The 16,581-nt window shown below is 68.9% G+C and carries 14 protein-coding genes; 9 read left to right on the top strand and 5 right to left on the bottom strand.

Annotated features, from left to right (window positions below; genetic code table 11):
- Positions 1–74: 74 nt before the first annotated feature.
- From ACWCQ6_RS23735 to ACWCQ6_RS23725, 3 genes are all read right to left on the bottom strand, one after another.
- Entirely contained in the window at positions 75–1,082 is a 1,008-nt protein-coding gene (locus tag ACWCQ6_RS23735; protein WP_451092252.1) for a Yip1 family protein, read from the bottom strand.
- Between the two features lie 189 nt (positions 1,083–1,271).
- Positions 1,272–3,554 (bottom strand): (Fe-S)-binding protein, encoded by a 2,283-nt coding sequence (locus ACWCQ6_RS23730; protein WP_451092250.1) that lies wholly within the window; start codon positions 3,552–3,554, stop codon positions 1,272–1,274.
- Positions 3,555–3,642: 88 nt separating this feature from the next.
- Complete coding sequence (locus ACWCQ6_RS23725) at positions 3,643–4,335, bottom strand: sugar transferase (protein ID WP_451092248.1); 693 nt, start codon at positions 4,333–4,335, stop codon at positions 3,643–3,645.
- A gap of 314 nt (positions 4,336–4,649) precedes the next feature.
- Between ACWCQ6_RS23725 and dnaK the strand changes: the two genes are divergently transcribed.
- The 4 genes from dnaK (at position 4,650) to ACWCQ6_RS23705 (ending at position 8,876) form a co-directional block, all read left to right on the top strand.
- A complete protein-coding gene (gene dnaK / locus ACWCQ6_RS23720; RefSeq protein ID WP_451092246.1) occupies positions 4,650–6,503 on the top strand; it encodes a molecular chaperone DnaK in 1,854 nt (617 codons plus the stop codon).
- The gene (grpE, locus tag ACWCQ6_RS23715) at positions 6,500–7,153 is read left to right on the top strand and encodes a nucleotide exchange factor GrpE (protein ID WP_451092244.1); all 654 of its coding nucleotides are present in this window, start codon (positions 6,500–6,502) and stop codon (positions 7,151–7,153) included. The genes dnaK and grpE overlap by 4 nt, the downstream gene beginning before the upstream one ends.
- A 93-nt stretch (positions 7,154–7,246) precedes the next feature.
- On the top strand, positions 7,247–8,428 hold the full coding sequence (gene dnaJ / locus ACWCQ6_RS23710; RefSeq protein WP_451092242.1) for a molecular chaperone DnaJ: 1,182 nt from the start codon (positions 7,247–7,249) through the stop codon (positions 8,426–8,428).
- A 1-nt stretch (position 8,429) separates the two neighbouring features.
- Positions 8,430–8,876: a heat shock protein transcriptional repressor HspR gene (locus tag ACWCQ6_RS23705; RefSeq protein ID WP_072487850.1), complete on the top strand. Its 447-nt coding sequence runs from the start codon at positions 8,430–8,432 to the stop codon at positions 8,874–8,876.
- Between the two features lie 105 nt (positions 8,877–8,981).
- On the opposite strand, the gene ACWCQ6_RS23700 is transcribed toward ACWCQ6_RS23705, so the two are convergent.
- Positions 8,982–9,968 carry a helix-turn-helix transcriptional regulator gene (locus tag ACWCQ6_RS23700; RefSeq protein WP_451092240.1) on the bottom strand — a complete coding sequence of 329 codons (987 nt, stop codon included), beginning with the start codon at positions 9,966–9,968 and terminating at the stop codon, positions 8,982–8,984.
- A gap of 140 nt (positions 9,969–10,108) precedes the next feature.
- Here ACWCQ6_RS23700 and ACWCQ6_RS23695 point away from each other — a divergent pair, with 140 nt between their 5' ends.
- Complete coding sequence (locus ACWCQ6_RS23695) at positions 10,109–10,408, top strand: hypothetical protein (RefSeq protein WP_451092238.1); 300 nt, start codon at positions 10,109–10,111, stop codon at positions 10,406–10,408.
- Positions 10,405–10,725, top strand: a complete 321-nt coding sequence (locus tag ACWCQ6_RS23690) for a Rieske (2Fe-2S) protein (protein WP_072487853.1) — start codon at positions 10,405–10,407, stop codon at positions 10,723–10,725. Before ACWCQ6_RS23695 ends, ACWCQ6_RS23690 begins: the two co-directional genes overlap by 4 nt.
- A 155-nt stretch (positions 10,726–10,880) precedes the next feature.
- Here ACWCQ6_RS23690 and ACWCQ6_RS23685 read toward each other — a convergent pair whose 3' ends face one another.
- Positions 10,881–11,285, bottom strand: coding sequence for a pyridoxamine 5'-phosphate oxidase family protein (locus ACWCQ6_RS23685; protein WP_451092236.1), 405 nt, complete (start codon positions 11,283–11,285; stop codon positions 10,881–10,883).
- Between the two features lie 247 nt (positions 11,286–11,532).
- On the opposite strand from ACWCQ6_RS23685, the gene clpB reads away from it, so the two are divergent.
- From clpB to ACWCQ6_RS23670, 3 genes are all read left to right on the top strand, one after another.
- Entirely contained in the window at positions 11,533–14,133 is a 2,601-nt protein-coding gene (clpB, locus tag ACWCQ6_RS23680; protein ID WP_451092234.1) for an ATP-dependent chaperone ClpB, read from the top strand.
- Between the two features lie 394 nt (positions 14,134–14,527).
- The gene (locus ACWCQ6_RS23675; protein ID WP_451092232.1) at positions 14,528–15,793 is read left to right on the top strand and encodes an MFS transporter; all 1,266 of its coding nucleotides are present in this window, start codon (positions 14,528–14,530) and stop codon (positions 15,791–15,793) included.
- 70 nt (positions 15,794–15,863) lie between these two features.
- Positions 15,864–16,433, top strand: coding sequence for a YbjN domain-containing protein (locus tag ACWCQ6_RS23670; RefSeq protein ID WP_451092230.1), 570 nt, complete (start codon positions 15,864–15,866; stop codon positions 16,431–16,433).
- Positions 16,434–16,581 lie beyond the last annotated feature (148 nt).

The raw sequence follows: 16,581 nt of genomic DNA, 5'->3' as shown, positions 1-16,581 counted from the left end.
AGGAACGTGGGAAACCCCCGGCACATTGTGTGTGCCGGGGGTTTCGGTGTCTTGGGGCGGGCGGGCCGGTGGCGTCAGAGCGTGCCCAGTTTGATGATCGACAGCAGTGCGATCAGCTGGATCGCGGACGCGCCCAGTGCCTTCGGCCACGGCAGGTCGTGCGATTTGCTCACCATCGAGGTGAAGAGCGCGGCCGAGGCCAGCCAGGTGATCCAGCCGAGAACCTGGACCAGGGAATTCTCGCCGCCGAGGAAGACCGCGAATATCAGGCGGGGCGCGTCCGTGATCGACATGATCAGCATGGACAGGCCCACCGTCGGCTGCCATGCGCCGTCGCCGCCCAGCTGGCGGGCGAGCGTGTGCGTGACCGCGCCCAGGACCAGGCCGCCGATGACGAAGCCGAGGCCCGTGATGACGACGTAGGGCACCGCTGCGGAGATCGTCGCGTGGATCGCGTCGTCCCGGGCCTGGTCGAAGCCGAAGAGCGCGAGCAGGCCGTACAGGAACGTGACGATCAGCGCCGGACCCCAGACGGGGTAGTCGCGCATCTGCCAGAACGTCGGCCCCGGGCGGAGCACGATGCCGGTGAGCAGTTCCTTCCAGCCCAGCCGGGGGCCCGCGGGCTGGGCGGGGGCCTGGCCGGCGCGGTAGGTGTCGCCGGGGCCGTAGGGGTCCTCGCCGATGCTGAACGCCTGGGTGTGGCCGGGGGAGTTGGCGTACGGGTCGCCCTGCTGGGGGGAACCGTGGGGGTGCTGGGGCTGGTGGTACGGGTCGCCGAAGTACTCCGGCTCACCGTGGCCGCCGCCCTGGCCGCCACCGTTGTAGCCGTGTCCGCCACCGCCGTTGCCGTGTCCGCCACCGCCGTTGCCGTAGCCGCCACCGCCGTAGCCGCCGCCACCGCCGTAGCCGCCGTTGCCGCCGTTGTTGTACGGGGGCGGGGCCGCGTTGCCTCCTGTCGGCGGCCAGGGCTGCTGGCCGTACGGCGGTGGTGCCTGTGTGCCGTACGGCTGCTGCCGCGGTTGCTGTTGCGCTTGCTGCGGGGTGCGGTTGTCCCGGCCGCGTCCGATCCTGAATCCAGCCACGTCATCGAACGTACCTGGTCCGGGGCGGTGTGGTCAGAGGGCCTGGGGAACCTGCCCGCCATTGCGGCCGAGCTGTGACATCCCCTAAGGGAACCCTGGGGGGACGGCCCCAGGGAGAGCGGGAAAGCGGAAGCGGCCGGTCCTGCCCCCGAGGCAGGTCCGGCCGCTTCCGTCGTGCGGCTGAGCGGGTTACTTCACCGGTTCCGGCTCCGGCGCGTCCGCCGACTCAGCCTCCCCGGCCGGGTCGGCAGGAGTCTTCACGGAGTCCAGCAGCAACTGCGAGACGTCGACCACCTGGACCGACTCCTTCGCCTTGCCGTCGTTCTTCTTGCCGTTGACCGAGTCGGTCAGCATGACCAGGCAGAACGGGCAGGCGGTGGAGACGATGTCCGGGTCGAGGGAGAGGGCCTCGTCGACGCGCTCGTTGTTGATGCGCTTGCCGATCCGCTCCTCCATCCACATCCGGGCACCACCGGCGCCGCAGCAGAAGCCGCGCTCCTTGTGGCGGTGCATCTCCTCGTTCCGCAGGCCCGGGACCTTCGCGATGATTTCGCGCGGCGGGGTGTAGATCTTGTTGTGACGGCCCAGGTAGCACGGGTCGTGGTACGTGATCAGGCCCTCGACCGGGGTCACCGGGATCAGCTTGCCCTCGTCGATGAGGTGCTGGAGCAGCTGGGTGTGGTGGATGACCTCGTACTCGCCGCCGAGCTGCGGGTACTCGTTGGCGATGGTGTTGAAGCAGTGCGGGCAGGTCGCGACGATCTTCTTCGACGACTTCGGCTTCTTCGTCGTCTCGTCCACCCCCCCGTCCTCGTCGAGGGACTCGCCGAACGCCATGTTCAGCATCGCGACGTTCTCCTGGCCGAGCTGCTGGAACAGCGGTTCGTTGCCCAGGCGGCGGGCGGAGTCACCGGTGCACTTCTCGTCGCCGCCCATGATCGCGAACTTGACGCCCGCGATGTGGAGGAGTTCGGCGAAGGCCTTGGTGGTCTTCTTCGCCCGGTCCTCCAGGGCGCCGGCACAGCCGACCCAGTACAGGTAGTCGATCTCCGTGAGGTCCTCGACGTCCTTGCCGACGATCGGGACCTCGAAGTCGACCTCCTTGGTCCACTCGACGCGCTGCTTCTTCGCCAGGCCCCAGGGGTTGCCCTTCTTCTCCAGGTTCTTGAGCATCGTGCCCGCCTCGGACGGGAACGCGGACTCGATCATCACCTGGTAGCGGCGCATGTCGACGATGTGGTCGATGTGCTCGATGTCGACCGGGCACTGCTCCACGCACGCACCGCAGGTGGTGCAGGACCACAGCACGTCCGGGTCGATGACGCCGTTCTCCTCGACCGTGCCGATCAGCGGGCGCTCGGCCTCGGCGAGAGCCGCGGCCGGTACGTCCTTCAGCTGCTCCTCGGACGCCTTCTCCTCGCCCTCCATCGTCTTGCCGCCGCCGGCCAGCAGGTACGGGGCCTTGGCGTGCGCGTGGTCGCGCAGGGACATGATCAGGAGCTTGGGGGAGAGCGGCTTGCCGGTGTTCCAGGCGGGGCACTGCGACTGGCAGCGGCCGCACTCGGTGCAGGTGGAGAAGTCCAGCAGGCCCTTCCAGGAGAAGTGCTCGATCTGCGAGACGCCGTAGACGTCGTCCTCGCCCGGGTCCTCGAAGTCGATCTCCTTGCCGCCGGAGGTCATCGGCAGCAGCTCGCCGAGCGAGGTCTCGCCCTTGGCGTTGCGCTTGAACCAGATGTTCGGGAAGGCCAGGAAGCGGTGCCAGGCGACACCCATGTCCTGCTTCAGCGCGACCGTGATCATCCAGATGAAGGAGGTCGCGATCTTCAGACCGGCGAAGAAGTAGGTGAGGTTCTGGAGAGTGGAGAGGTCCATGCCCTCCAGCCACTTGACGACCGGGTACGAGATGAAGAAGGAGGCCTCGTAGCCGTCGACGTGGTGCTGGGCGCCTTCGAGGGCGTGCAGCATGAAGATGCAGACGCCGACGATGAGGATGACGCCCTCGACGAAGTACGCCTGGCCGAAGTTGGACCCGGCGAAGCGGGACTTGCGGCCCGGCTTGCGCGGGTGGGCCAGCTGGCGGATGACGATCAGGACCAGGATGCCGAGCACGGTCATCGTGCCGATGAACTCGACGAAGACGTTGTACGGCGCCCAGTCGCCGATGATCGGCAGGAGCCAATCGGCCTTGAAGAGCTGACCGATGGCGTTGACGATCGTCAGCAGCAGCGAGAAGAAGCCCACCGCCACGAACCAGTGCGCGACACCGACGATGCCCCAGCGGTTCATCCGGGTGTGGCCGAGGAACTCCCTGGCCACGGTGACGGTGCGCTGTGCGGGCTCGTCCGTGCGGGTGCCCGCGGGCACGTTCTGGCCGAGCCGCATGAAGTTGTAGATCTGCAGGAGGGCGCGGAGGAACAGGGCCACGCCGACCACGATCAGAACCAGCGACACGATGATCGCGGCGAGTTGCATTTGGGGGCTCCTCGGGCCTGCGAGGGTGGGATCCAGCGTCAATGAGCGAGTACTGGCGATTATCCGTGATTACTAAGCAGTAACTTAATCAGTCTGTGCTGACACTACCCACTTCTTCCGTCGCGCTGTAGCCGGACAGGCGGTGATCTGTGTCGCTCGGGCGCGCCTTTCCGTGCCGGGTGAGCCCTCGGGCCGCCTCGCGCAGCGGGGCGTGCGCGGCCCTCGCCAGGATGGCCAGGTCCGTCCTCACCCCGTGGTGCTCGGCGTAGTGCTGGTCGAGCAGGGCCGGCTCGTCCCACGGCATTCCGGAGCGGGAGCGGACCTGTGCCAGGCCGGTGAGGCCGGGCTTCAGTTCCTGGCGCCAGTGTCTCGCGGCGGGGGAGGTGTCCGGTGCCGCGGTGCGCTCCGCCTCCGCCTCGTCCGGGGTCAGGGGCTCCGGGCCGACCAGGGAGAGGTCTCCCCGTACGACGTACGGCAGCCTGGAGAGCAGGTCGAGCCCGAGCCGGCGGGTGCTCAGTGAGCGCAGTACGAAGACGTGGCCGTCCAGGCCGACCCGGGGCGAGTGGGTCAGTACGCCGCCGGGGGGCCGCCGCGCCGCCAGGACGGCGGCGCCCGCGGCGAGCAGGGGAGAGGTCAGGGCCAGGAGGGCCGAGCCGAGGGTCAGGTCCAGTACGCGCTTGGCCGACGGCCGGTCCCGGTGCGGCTTCCATGGCCACGTATGCACCCGCGCCCGCGCCCGTGCGCTCACTGCCCTCTGTCCCTGCTGTGTCTGCGTCTGCATCGTTCGCACCTGCCCGGGGTTCGTGGCGGATCGAGTGCCGGTTTTGCGTGACTCACGCCATTTGTGACAGAACGATCCCATGAGGCGATGATGGGGTGGCGTTGCGCCGCTGGGGTGCGGAGTGTCGTGCGCGATCGGCCCGTGCGCGCCCTGTGCGCGCCTTGTTGCGCATGCCTCCGGGGCGGGAAACCGCAGCTGGCGCTGGGGGCGTGCACGATAGTTGAGCCTCTACGACTCAAGTCTGTTGACAGTGGGGCGGGTGTCATGCATCCTTGAGCCAGATCCACTCAAGTAGTCAAGTTGGAGGAACTGAAATGGCACGTGCGGTCGGCATCGACCTGGGCACGACTAACTCCGTCGTCAGCGTTCTCGAAGGCGGCGAGCCCACCGTCATCACCAACGCAGAGGGCGCCAGGACCACGCCGTCCGTCGTCGCCTTCGCGAAGAACGGCGAGGTGCTGGTCGGCGAGGTCGCCAAGCGCCAGGCAGTGACGAACGTCGACAGGACCATCCGCTCCGTCAAGCGCCACATGGGCACTGACTGGAAGATCGACCTGGACGGCAAGACCTTCAACCCGCAGCAGATGAGCGCCTTCGTGCTGCAGAAGCTGAAGCGTGACGCCGAGTCGTACCTGGGCGAGAAGGTGACCGACGCGGTCATCACCGTCCCCGCGTACTTCAACGACTCCGAGCGTCAGGCGACGAAGGAGGCCGGCGAGATCGCGGGCCTGAACGTCCTGCGCATCGTCAACGAGCCGACCGCCGCCGCGCTGGCGTACGGGCTCGACAAGGACGACCAGACGATCCTCGTCTTCGACCTCGGTGGCGGCACCTTCGACGTCTCGCTCCTGGAGATCGGCGACGGCGTCGTGGAGGTGAAGGCCACCAACGGTGACAACCACCTCGGTGGTGACGACTGGGACCAGCGCGTCGTCGAATACCTGGTGAAGCAGTTCGCCAACGGCCACGGCGTGGACCTGTCCAAGGACAAGATGGCGCTCCAGCGTCTGCGCGAGGCCGCGGAGAAGGCGAAGATCGAGCTCTCGTCCTCGACCGAGACCACGATCAACCTTCCGTACATCACGGCGTCCGCCGAGGGCCCGCTGCACCTGGACGAGAAGCTCACGCGCTCGCAGTTCCAGCAGCTCACCGCTGACCTCCTGGACCGCTGCAAGACGCCGTTCCACAACGTCATCAAGGACGCGGGCATCCAGCTCACCGAGATCGACCACGTCGTTCTCGTCGGTGGCTCCACCCGTATGCCGGCCGTCGCCGAGCTCGTCAAGGAGCTGACCGGTGGCCAGGAGGCCAACAAGGGTGTGAACCCGGACGAGGTCGTCGCCATCGGCGCCTCGCTCCAGGCCGGTGTCCTCAAGGGCGAGGTCAAGGACGTCCTGCTCCTCGACGTCACCCCGCTGTCCCTCGGTATCGAGACCAAGGGCGGCATCATGACCAAGCTCATCGAGCGCAACACCACGATCCCGACCAAGCGCTCCGAGATCTTCACGACGGCCGAGGACAACCAGCCGTCCGTGCAGATCCAGGTCTACCAGGGCGAGCGCGAGATCGCGGCGTACAACAAGAAGCTCGGAATGTTCGAGCTGACCGGCCTGCCGCCGGCCCCGCGCGGCGTCCCGCAGATCGAGGTCGCGTTCGACATCGACGCGAACGGCATCATGCACGTCGCCGCCAAGGACCTCGGCACCGGCAAGGAGCAGAAGATGACCGTCACCGGCGGCTCCTCGCTGCCGAAGGACGAGGTCAACCGGATGCGTGAGGAGGCCGAGCAGTACGCGGAGGAGGACCACCGCCGCCGCGAGGCCGCCGAGTCGCGCAACCAGGGCGAGCAGCTCGTCTACCAGACGGAGAAGTTCCTCAAGGACAACGAGGACAAGGTCCCCGGCGACGTGAAGACGGAGGTGGAGACCGCGCTCAACGAGCTGAAGGAGAAGCTCAAGGGCGAGGACACCGCCGAGATCCGCACCGCCACCGAGAAGGTCGCGGCCGTCTCGCAGAAGCTCGGCCAGGCGATGTACGCCAGCGCCCAGGCCGACGGCGGCCCGCAGGGTGACCCGCAGCCGGGCGCCCAGCAGGCCAAGGCCGACGACGACGTCGTCGACGCCGAGATCGTGGACGACGAGAAGGACGCCAAGGGCGGTGCGGTGTGACCGAGGAGACTCCGGGCTTCGAGGAGAAGCCCGACGTCCCCTCCGGCGCCACCCCTGACGGAGCTGAGCCGAAGGACGCCACTTCCTCCTCTTCGGAGGAGGGGGCGGCCCCGGCCGGGGACGCAGTACAGACAGTCGGCCTGACGGCCCAGCTGGACCAGGTCCGCACCGCGCTCAACGAGCGCACGGGCGACCTCCAGCGGCTCCAGGCCGAGTACCAGAACTACCGCCGCCGCGTCGAGCGGGACCGGGCCACGGTCAAGGAGATCGCCGTGGCGGGGATCCTGTCGGAGATCCTGCCCGTGCTCGACGACGTCGGCCGGGCCCGGGACCACGGCGAGCTCGTGGGCGGGTTCAAGTCGGTGGCCGAGTCTCTCGAGACGGTCGTCGCCAAGCTGGGCCTGCAGCAGTTCGGCAAGGAGGGCGAGCCCTTCGACCCGACGATCCACGAAGCCCTGATGCACTCGTATGCGCCGGATGTCACCGAGACGACCTGCGTGGCGATCCTGCAGCCGGGGTATCGGATCGGCGAGCGCACCATCCGCCCCGCGCGGGTGGCGGTGGCCGAACCCCAGCCGGGTGCGACACCGGCCGCAGCCAAGGAAGAGAAGGCAACCGACGAGGAGAGCGGTGGCACCGAGGAGGTCTGACATCCCGTCTGACCACCTCGCCGCACACCGCCCGGCCATGCGACCGGCCCGCAGGCCGGTCGCATGGCCGATCGTCCGGAAGGAGGGACGTCGATGAGCACGAAGGACTTCGTCGAGAAGGACTACTACAAGGTCCTCGGCGTCCCCAAGGACGCCACCGACGCCGAGATCAAGAAGGCGTACCGGAAGCTCGCCCGCGAGTTCCACCCGGACGCCAACAAGGGCGACGACAAGGCGGAGGAGCGCTTCAAGGAGATCTCCGAGGCGAACGACGTCCTCGGTGACAGCAAGAAGCGCAAGGAGTACGACGAGGCACGCGCACTTTTCGGCAACGGCGGCTTCAGGGCCGGCCCCGGAGGCGCCGGAGGCAACTTCAACTTCGACCTCGGCGACCTCTTCGGAGGCGCCCAGGGCGGGGGCCAGGGCGGAGCCGGCGGTTTCGGCGGCGGCGGTCTGGGCGATGTCTTCGGCGGCCTGTTCAACCGGGGCGGTACGGGGACACGGGTGCAGCCGCGCCGCGGCCAGGACATCGAGTCCGAGGTGACGCTCAGCTTCACCGAGGCGGTCGACGGGGCCACGGTCCCGCTGCGGATGTCCAGCCAGGCGCCCTGCAAGGCGTGTTCCGGCACCGGTGACAAGAACGGCACCCCCAGGGTCTGCCCGACCTGTCTCGGCACCGGCCAGGTCTCGCGCGGCACCGGCGGCGGCTTCTCGCTCACCGACCCCTGCGTGGACTGCAAGGGCCGGGGCCTCATCGCCCAGGACCCCTGCGACGTCTGCAAGGGCAGCGGGCGGGCGAAGTCCTCCCGCACCATGCAGGTCAGGATTCCGGCGGGCGTCTCGGACGGCCAGCGGATCCGGCTGCGCGGCAAGGGCGGTCCGGGCGAGCGCGGTGGACCGGCCGGCGATCTGTACGTCGTGGTCCACGTCGACGCCCACCCGGTCTTCGGCCGCAGGGGCGACAACCTCACGGTCACCGTGCCCGTCGACTTCACGGAGGCGGCGCTCGGCGGCGAGGTGAAGGTGCCCACGCTCGGCGGTCCGCCGGTCACCCTGAAGCTGCCCGCGGGCACGCCCAACGGGCGCACGATGCGCGCCCGCGGCAAGGGCGCCGTACGCAAGGACGGCACCCGGGGCGACCTGCTCGTCACCGTCGAGGTGGCGGTCCCCAAGGGCCTCAGCGACGAGGCCAGGGACGCACTGGAGGCATACCGGAAGGCGACCGCGGGCCAGGACCCGCGGGCGGAACTGTTCCAGGCGGCGAAGGGAGCTTGAGGTGGACGGCCGACGACGCAATCCGTACGAACTGACCGATGAATCACCGGTGTACGTGATCTCGATCGCGGCCCAGCTCTCGGGCCTGCATCCGCAGACGCTGCGCCAGTACGACCGTCTCGGCCTGGTCTCGCCCGACCGCACGGCCGGGCGCGGCAGGCGCTACTCGGCCCGCGACATCGAGCTGCTGCGCACCGTGCAGCAGCTGTCGCAGGACGAGGGAATCAACCTCGCCGGCATCAAGCGCATCATCGAGCTGGAGAACCAGGTCGCCGCGCTCCAGCAGCGCGTCGCCGAGCTCTCGGCGGCCGTGGACGGCGCGGCGCAGGCGATGCAGCAGCGCGAGGCCCAGGTCCACGCCTCGTACCGGCGCGATCTGGTGCCCTATCAGGACGTGCAGCAGACCAGCGCCTTGGTGGTCTGGCGGCCGAAGCGGCCGAAGGACTGAACGGACCGGTCATGGGCCGGGGGGCCGACTCACGGGTCGGCTGCCCGGCCCTTTGCCGTACGCCTACGCGAACGGGAGAAGCTGCTGCGGGGTGGGGCGGGGGCCTCAGTTCTGCTCCTCTTCCAGGATCCCCGACCGGGCTATCAGATACCCGAGCTGGGCCCGGCTGTTGCTGCCGAGTGCGGCGGCGAGTTTGGCGACGTGGGCCCGGCAGGTGCGGACGTTCATGCCGAGACGGCGGGCGATGGAGTCGTCGACATGGCCCTCCACCAGGAGCTGGGCGATGGAGCGCTGGACCCCGCTGATGCCCAGGGAGGTCGGTTCGTACTTGACCTCCTCCTGCAGTGGAGCCGCTCTGGCCCAGAACTGCTCGAACACGTTGGCCAGGTACTGCACGAGCCCGGGGTGGCGGAGTTCCAGGGCGACTTGGTCGTCGTCGCTGGCCGGGATGAAGGCGACGGTCCGGTCGAACACGATCAGGCGGCCGATGAGCTCTTCGAGCGTGCGTATTTCCATGTTGTCGTCGGTCATGCGTTCCGCGTACGCGAGTGTGCTGGGGCTGTGGCGCGCGGTGTGCTGGTAGAGGGTGCGGATGCTGACGCCGCGGTGGATCACGGACAGGCCGCGTTCCAGCGACTTGCTGAGACGATGCTCGCTTCGGCCGCCGCCGGGCTGGACGGTGAGCACTTCCGTGCGGCACTCTGCGGTGGCGAGATCGAGGGCCGCGTTGATCCGGTTCACGCCTTCCAGCACGGTGATGGCGTGGGTGCTGGGCGGCCCCAGAGTGCTGATGTCCATGAACGGCTCGAACGACTCCGTCAGTTCGACGGAGTGTCGGCGCCGTTCCAGGATCTCGCGCTCGATGGGATGCAGATGTTGCGCGAGAGCGGTGGACGGCGGAACGGGCCGGAGCCATGCCGGGTCGTCCGGATCGGGATGCAGTAGCGCGAACTCCATCAGGCAGGGCGCCGGTTCCACTTCGGCGCGGGCGATGCGTCCCAGCCGCAAAGCGCTGGCGTAAAGGCGTGCTCCCGCGTCGCACAGTTCGGTGATCCCATGAGAATGTGTCGGCTTTGTGTCGCTTGTGGTCATATCGTCACCCCCCAGGTTCCTGAACATGCAGGAACATGATGCATCTACGCAGTGGTGCTCGCGTGCCCAGGTGAGACATCGTCTTAGGTGCGGGGGAGAAGAATCCACAAGTGAGGACGAAGCCGACTATGTATAAGCGAATGCATCGCTCGGCGCTTGCCGTCTCGTTCGTCGCGGCCCTGGGCATCGGGCTGCTGGGCGGCAGCGACATTGGCTGGAGCGAGGACAGTGTTGCCGGTGGTGACATCGGGTGGGCCGTCCAGGCCTCGGCCGATGGTGACATCGGGTGGCCGGTCGCACCTGCCAAGTCGTCCGACATCGGGTGGGTCGTCCAGGCCTCGGCCGGCAAGTCGTCCGACATCGGCTGGGTCTCGCCCGCCGACATCGGCTGGGTCTCGCCCGCCGGCACCGGCTCCGCCACGGCCCGCACGGGCGCATGACCATCCCGCCGGACGACCGGACCTTCCGGCGAGAGATGGCCACGGCCTACCGATCAGGCTGGCATTTCATCGATCTCGTCACTGCCATCCCCCACTGTGGCGACTCGTTGATGGTCACTCTGTTCGGCGACCCCATCGTTGTCGCACGTGAAGAAGACGACGAAGTACGTGCCTACCGTTGCCTGCGCAAGCCGCGCGGTGCCCCGCAGCCCGTCCGCTGTGCGATTCGGTACGACATGATCTTCGTCAACCTCGACCGGCGGGACCACCAGCTGTTCGAGCCAGAGACCATTTCCGCCACCCCCCGCAGTGCCTGAGCGATCCCCCGTCGTTCCATGTCGCTCAGTCACTCCCCCACACAACGGCGCCATCGTGACCTGAACACGATGGCGCCGTTGTGCATTTCCCTGGCCGCGCCCGCCGCGCCCGCCGCGCCTTCCCCGACCGGCGTGGACCGTGCCCCGCGGGCCGGTCAGGCTCTGCCGAGCGCCCGGTCCACGGCGATCTCGATGACGATCCGGTCCGGGTTGGGCCTCGGCGTGCGCTCGTAACGTTCGGTGTAGCGGCGTACGGCGTCGGCCACCGCCTCGGGATCCGTGCGCACCGTCGCGCACCCCTCCAGTGTCGCCCAGCGGCGCCCGTCGATCTGGCAGACGGCCACCCGTGCGCCGTCCGGGCCCGCGGCCAGGACGTTGGCGGCCTTGCGGGTGTTCTTGCCGGTGATGACCCGTGCCAGCCTCGTCTCGGGGTCGTACGTCACGCCCACCGGCACCACATGCGGTGTGCCGTCGGGGCGGGGCGTGGTCAGGGTGCACACATGGCGCGCGCGCCAGAAGGCGAGGTACTCGGGGCCGGGGTTCGTCACGTCGACTGCCATGGGGACAGCGTAGGCAGCGCGGGCACGGCGCCGGCCCCTCCACGGGCTTCGCCGCGGTGGCGGAGGGCCGGTGCGGCCGGTTCACTCGAATGATCGGGGCAGGGGGTCCCGGCGCGGACAGCTCCCGGCATCAAGTTGAGTGGAGTAGAGTCAACAATGACTTGAGTGGAATAGACTCAACTTTATGCACGTTGACTAAGTCAGTGTTGTGGAGAGAGTCAGTCGCCGCAAGGAGGAGAAAGCGCACGTGGACGCCGAGCTGACCAACAGGAGCCGGGACGCCATCAATGCGGCCACCAGCAGGGCCGTGAAGGACGGGCACCCCGATCTGACCCCCGGGCATCTGCTGCTCGCGCTGCTCGCGGGCGAGGACAACGAGAACATCACCGATCTGCTCGCCGCCGTCGAGGCCGACCAGATCGCCGTACGCGCCGAGACCGAGCGGCTCCTGGGCGCCCAGCCCAGCGTCACCGGATCGACGGTCGCGCCGCCGCAGCCCAACCGCGAACTGCTCGCCGTCATCGCCGATGCCGCGCAGCGCGCCAAGGAGCTCGGCGACGACTACATCTCCACCGAGCACCTGCTGATCGGCATCGCCGCCGAGGGCGGCCGCGCCGGTGAGATCCTCGGTGGGCAGGGGGCCGGCGCGAAGAGGCTGCTGGACGCATTCGAGAAGAGCAGGGGAGGGCGCCGGGTGACCACACCCGACCCGGAGGGGCAGTACAAGGCGCTGGAGAAGTTCGGTACGGACTTCACCGCGGCCGCACGTGAGGGCAAGCTCGACCCGGTCATCGGGCGCGACCAGGAGATCCGCCGCGTCGTCCAGGTCCTGTCCCGCCGCACCAAGAACAACCCGGTGCTCATCGGTGAGCCCGGCGTCGGCAAGACGGCCGTCGTCGAGGGCCTGGCCCAGCGCATCGTCAAGGGCGATGTCCCCGAGTCCCTGAAGAACAAGCGGCTCGTCTCGCTCGACCTCGGCGCGATGGTCGCGGGCGCCAAGTACCGCGGCGAGTTCGAGGAGCGCCTGAAGACCGTCCTCTCCGAGATCAAGGAGAGCGACGGGCAGATCATCACCTTCATCGACGAGCTGCACACCGTCGTCGGCGCGGGCGCCGGCGGCGACTCCGCCATGGACGCCGGCAACATGCTCAAGCCGATGCTGGCCCGCGGCGAGCTCCGGATGGTCGGCGCGACGACGCTCGACGAGTACCGCGAGCGGATCGAGAAGGACCCCGCCCTGGAGCGCCGCTTCCAGCAGGTGCTGGTGGCCGAGCCGAGCGTCGAGGACACCATCGCGATCCTGCGCGGACTCAAGGGCCGCTACGAGGCCCACCACAAGGTCTCCATCGCGGACTCCGCGCTGGTGGCCGCCGCGACCCTGTCCGACCGCTACATCACCTCCCGCTTCCTCCCCGACAAGGCCATCGACCTGGTCGACGAGGCCGCGTCCCGGCTGCGCATGGAGATCGACTCCTCGCCCGTCGAGATCGACGAGCTCCAGCGCGCCGTCGACCGCCTCCACATGGAGGAGCTGGCCCTCAAGAACGAGACCGACCCCGGCTCCCGGCAGCGCCTGGAGAAGCTCCGCCGCGACCTCGCCGACAAGGAGGAGGAGCTGCGTGGCCTCAACGCCCGCTGGGAGAAGGAGAAGCAGGGCCTCAACCGCGTCGGCGAGCTGAAGGAGCGCCTCGACGAACTGCACGGCCAGGCCGAACGCGCCCAGCGCGACGGCGACTTCGACACCGCGTCCAAGCTTCTGTACGGGGAGATCCCGGGCCTGGAGAGGGAGTTGGCGGAGGCGTCCGAGGCCGAGCAGGAGGCCGCGAAGGACACCATGGTCAAGGAGGGGGTCGGCCCGGACGACATCGCCGACGTCGTCGGTTCCTGGACCGGCATCCCCGCCGGCCGTCTGCTGGAGGGCGAGACCCAGAAGCTGCTGCGCATGGAGGACGAGCTCGGCAAGCGCCTCATCGGGCAGAGCGAGGCCGTACGGGCGGTGTCGGACGCGGTACGCCGTACCCGCGCCGGAATCGCCGACCCCGACCGGCCCACCGGTTCGTTCCTCTTCCTCGGTCCGACCGGTGTCGGCAAGACGGAACTGGCGAAGGCCCTCGCCGACTTCCTGTTCGACGACGAGCGGGCCATGGTCCGCATCGACATGAGCGAGTACAGCGAGAAGCACAGCGTGGCGCGGCTCGTCGGCGCCCCGCCCGGATACGTCGGCTACGAGGAGGGCGGCCAGCTCACCGAGGCGGTCCGCCGCCGCCCGTACAGCGTCGTGCTGCTGGACGAGGTCGAGAAGGCCCACCCCGAGGTCTTCGACATCCTGCTCCAGGTCCTCGACGACGGCCGGCTCACCGACGGACAGGGCCGGACGGTGGACTTCCGCAACACCATCCTGATCCTGACCTCCAACCTCGGCAGCCAGTTCCTGGTCGACCCGCTGACCAAGCCCGAGGAGAAGAAGGCGCAGGTCCTGGAGGTCGTGCGGGCCTCGTTCAAGCCGGAGTTCCTCAACCGGCTCGACGACCTGGTGGTCTTCTCCGCGCTCACCGGCGACGAGCTGTCGCACATCGCGCAGCTCCAGATCAACCGGCTCGCCGGCCGCCTGGCCGACCGCCGGCTCACCCTCGACGTCACGCCCGAGGCCCTGGCCTGGCTGGCCGAGGAGGGCAACGACCCGGCCTACGGGGCGCGGCCGTTGCGCCGCCTCATCCAGACGGCGATCGGTGACCGGCTGGCGAAGGAGATCCTCGCGGGCGAGGTCAGGGACGGGGACACCGTCCGCGTGGACCGGGTCGGGGACGAGCTGCTCGTCGGGCCCGCGACCCCGGGCAGCGCCTTGTAGACGGCACACGGCCCGTTCGATGCCGGGTCCCCGGCATCGAACGGGCCGCCGTACGGCAGCCCGTCGCGCGGAAGACTGCCGTACGGAAGACCGTTGTGCAAAAAGCGAGGAATTGCGGTGTTTTCGGGAGAAAGTGAAAACGCCCGTTGTCATCGGTGATCCATTGTTCAACATCGATATTGCGCCAAACGCCTCGCACTGCACCGATAGGTCGCATCCCCCGAACCGGCTTCGCTCCTGGCCGCATCACCCGCCCCTGACAAGGGAAGTCTGCTCGGGTGCGAGCAGTGTCCGCCTGGCGGTGCGCGAATAATCAGGACACCTCGGAGCGTCCGTAGTGGCCTGTGCGCAAGCAGGGTTGGGGGACGAATTCGGCAGTAGGTAGCGTGCCCGCATGAACGAGCAGTTGGGCGATGAGATAAATCCGGGGCCAAAAAAGCCCAGATCTGACAATCTCTTTCACCTTGGCGAATTCCGTACCCTTTGGGCTGCCTATGCTCAGTCGATTCTGGGTGACCAGCTGGCACGCGTGGCCCTGTCGTTGCTCGTGTTCGAACGCACCGACTCGCCAGGGTGGACCGCGGCGACGTACGCGCTGACCACCTTGCCCGCTCTGCTCTCCGGGGTGCTCCTGTCCGGCCTGGCGGACCGCTTCCCCCGGCGTACGGTCATGATCAGCTGCGATCTGGTGCGGATGGTGCTGGTCGGGCTGATGGCCCTGCCCGGAATGCCCTTGCCGCTGCTCGCCGGGCTGCTGGTGCTGGCGCAGCTGGCCGAGGCACCCTTCGGCGCCGCCCAGGGCGCACTGCTGCCCACCGTGCTCGGCGCACAGAGGTACGAACGCGGCCAGCGGGTCATGCAGATCACCCACCAGGTCGGACAGCTGGTCGGCTTCGCCGGTGGAGGCCTGCTGGCCGCGTGGCTGGGCAGCAACCTCTCCCTGGGCGTGAACGCGGCGACCTTCCTTCTCTCGGCGGCCCTGGTCAGGTTCGGTGTGAAGGCCCGTCCCGCGGCCAGTGCCGACGCCCGCAAGACGCGGCTCGGCGCACAGGTCGGGGGTGCGGCCGCGCTGATCTGGTCGGACCGCAGGCTCCGGTCGCTGCTCGCACTGGGGTGGCTCGCGGGGTTCGTCGTCCTGCCGGAGGGGCTGGCCGCCCCGTTCGCGGAGGAGGCCGGCGGCGGAGCCTCCTCGGTGGGACTCCTGCTCGCCTCGCATCCGGCGGGAATGGTGCTGGGAGCGGCCCTGCTGGGGCGGGCCAAGGTCGGCGACGAGTCGCGGCGCCGTCTGCTCGGGCCGTTGGCGATCGGCGCGAATCTGCCGCTGCTCGCCTACTGGCTCGACCCCGGCGTGGGTGTGGCCATGTTCCTGCTGCTGGTGGCCGGGGTGTGCTCCGCCTACCAGATCACCGCCGGGGCCACCTTCGTGCTCCTGACGCCGGTCGACCGGCGTGGCCAGGCGCTGGGGCTCGCCAGGTCGGGGGTGACCGCCATGCAGGGGATCGGTGTCGCCCTGGGGGGTGTCGCGACGGAACTGTCCGGCTCCTCGGCGAACACCATCGGCGCGTCCGGACTGCTCGGGGTGCTGTGCGCGATTCTTGCCGCCGCCGCCTGGACACGGGCGCAGGGAGCCGATGCGCGGATGATTCCCCGGAGGGCGTAGGGCCTGTCCGGCGGATCACGGCTAGGGTCGTCGGCAGGAAACCACGTGCGATCCACAGGAGTACACAACGATGTCTATCGATCCGTCCTCGATTCCGAATTTCGGGGGCCAGCCCGAACCGCAGGCGGCAGGACCCGAGGGCCCCGTTGTCCCTGACCAGGACCTCGTCAAGCAGCTTCTCGACCAGATGGAGCTGAAGTACGTCGTCGACGACGAGGGCGACCTCGCGGCGCCGTGGGAGGACTTCCGCACGTACTTCATGTTCCGGGGCGAGGACGAGCAGCAGGTCTTCTCGGTCCGTACGTTCTACGACCGCCCGCACGCCGCGGACCAGCGTCCGGTCCTCCTCGACGCGATCGACGACTGGAACCGCCGCACCCTGTGGCCCAAGGTCTACACGCACACCCACGAGCCCGAGGAGGGCTCCGAGGACACCGAGATCTCGGTGCGTCTGATCGGTGAGGCGCAGATGCTCATCGGTACGGGCGTCAGCCTGGAGCACTTCGTCTCGTCGACGGTCAGCTGGGTGCGCGCCTCGATCGAGTTCGACAAGTGGCTCCAGGAGCGCCTGGGCCTGGCTCCGGCCGAGGAGAAGGCGGACGGCGCGGAGGGCGGGGACCCGGTCCCGCCGGGCGCCTGAGAGACAGCCTCTGAGCCCTCCCACGGCAGTGACACCCCACCCCGGGGCGGCGGTCCGCCGAAGGGGCGAAGGCGGAGGAGGGCCAAGTGGTCGTGGGCCTCTCCGCGCCGGCGGGCCCGATCGCCGTCTCCGACGCGTACAAGCAGGC

The sequence above is a fragment of the Streptomyces sp. NPDC001880 genome, assembly GCF_053594575.1.
Note: the sequence above shows the minus strand (reverse complement) of the source record. Positions and strands in the feature narration are given on the sequence as shown.

Bases quoted from the DNA above. Each gene is read 5' to 3' on its own strand.
- ACWCQ6_RS23730 (WP_451092250.1), bottom strand. From the start codon at position 3,554: ATGCAACTCGCCGCGATCATCGTGTCGCTGGTTCTGATCGTGGTCGGC.
- ACWCQ6_RS23725 (WP_451092248.1), bottom strand. From the start codon at position 4,335: ATGCAGACGCAGACACAGCAGGGACAGAGGGCAGTGAGCGCACGGGCG.
- dnaK (WP_451092246.1), top strand. From the start codon at position 4,650: ATGGCACGTGCGGTCGGCATCGACCTGGGCACGACTAACTCCGTCGTC.
- dnaJ (WP_451092242.1), top strand. From the start codon at position 7,247: ATGAGCACGAAGGACTTCGTCGAGAAGGACTACTACAAGGTCCTCGGC.
- ACWCQ6_RS23700 (WP_451092240.1), bottom strand. From the start codon at position 9,968: ATGACCACAAGCGACACAAAGCCGACACATTCTCATGGGATCACCGAA.
- ACWCQ6_RS23695 (WP_451092238.1), top strand. From the start codon at position 10,109: ATGCATCGCTCGGCGCTTGCCGTCTCGTTCGTCGCGGCCCTGGGCATC.
- ACWCQ6_RS23690 (WP_072487853.1), top strand. From the start codon at position 10,405: ATGACCATCCCGCCGGACGACCGGACCTTCCGGCGAGAGATGGCCACG.
- ACWCQ6_RS23685 (WP_451092236.1), bottom strand. From the start codon at position 11,285: ATGGCAGTCGACGTGACGAACCCCGGCCCCGAGTACCTCGCCTTCTGG.
- ACWCQ6_RS23675 (WP_451092232.1), top strand. From the start codon at position 14,528: ATGAACGAGCAGTTGGGCGATGAGATAAATCCGGGGCCAAAAAAGCCC.
- ACWCQ6_RS23670 (WP_451092230.1), top strand. From the start codon at position 15,864: ATGTCTATCGATCCGTCCTCGATTCCGAATTTCGGGGGCCAGCCCGAA.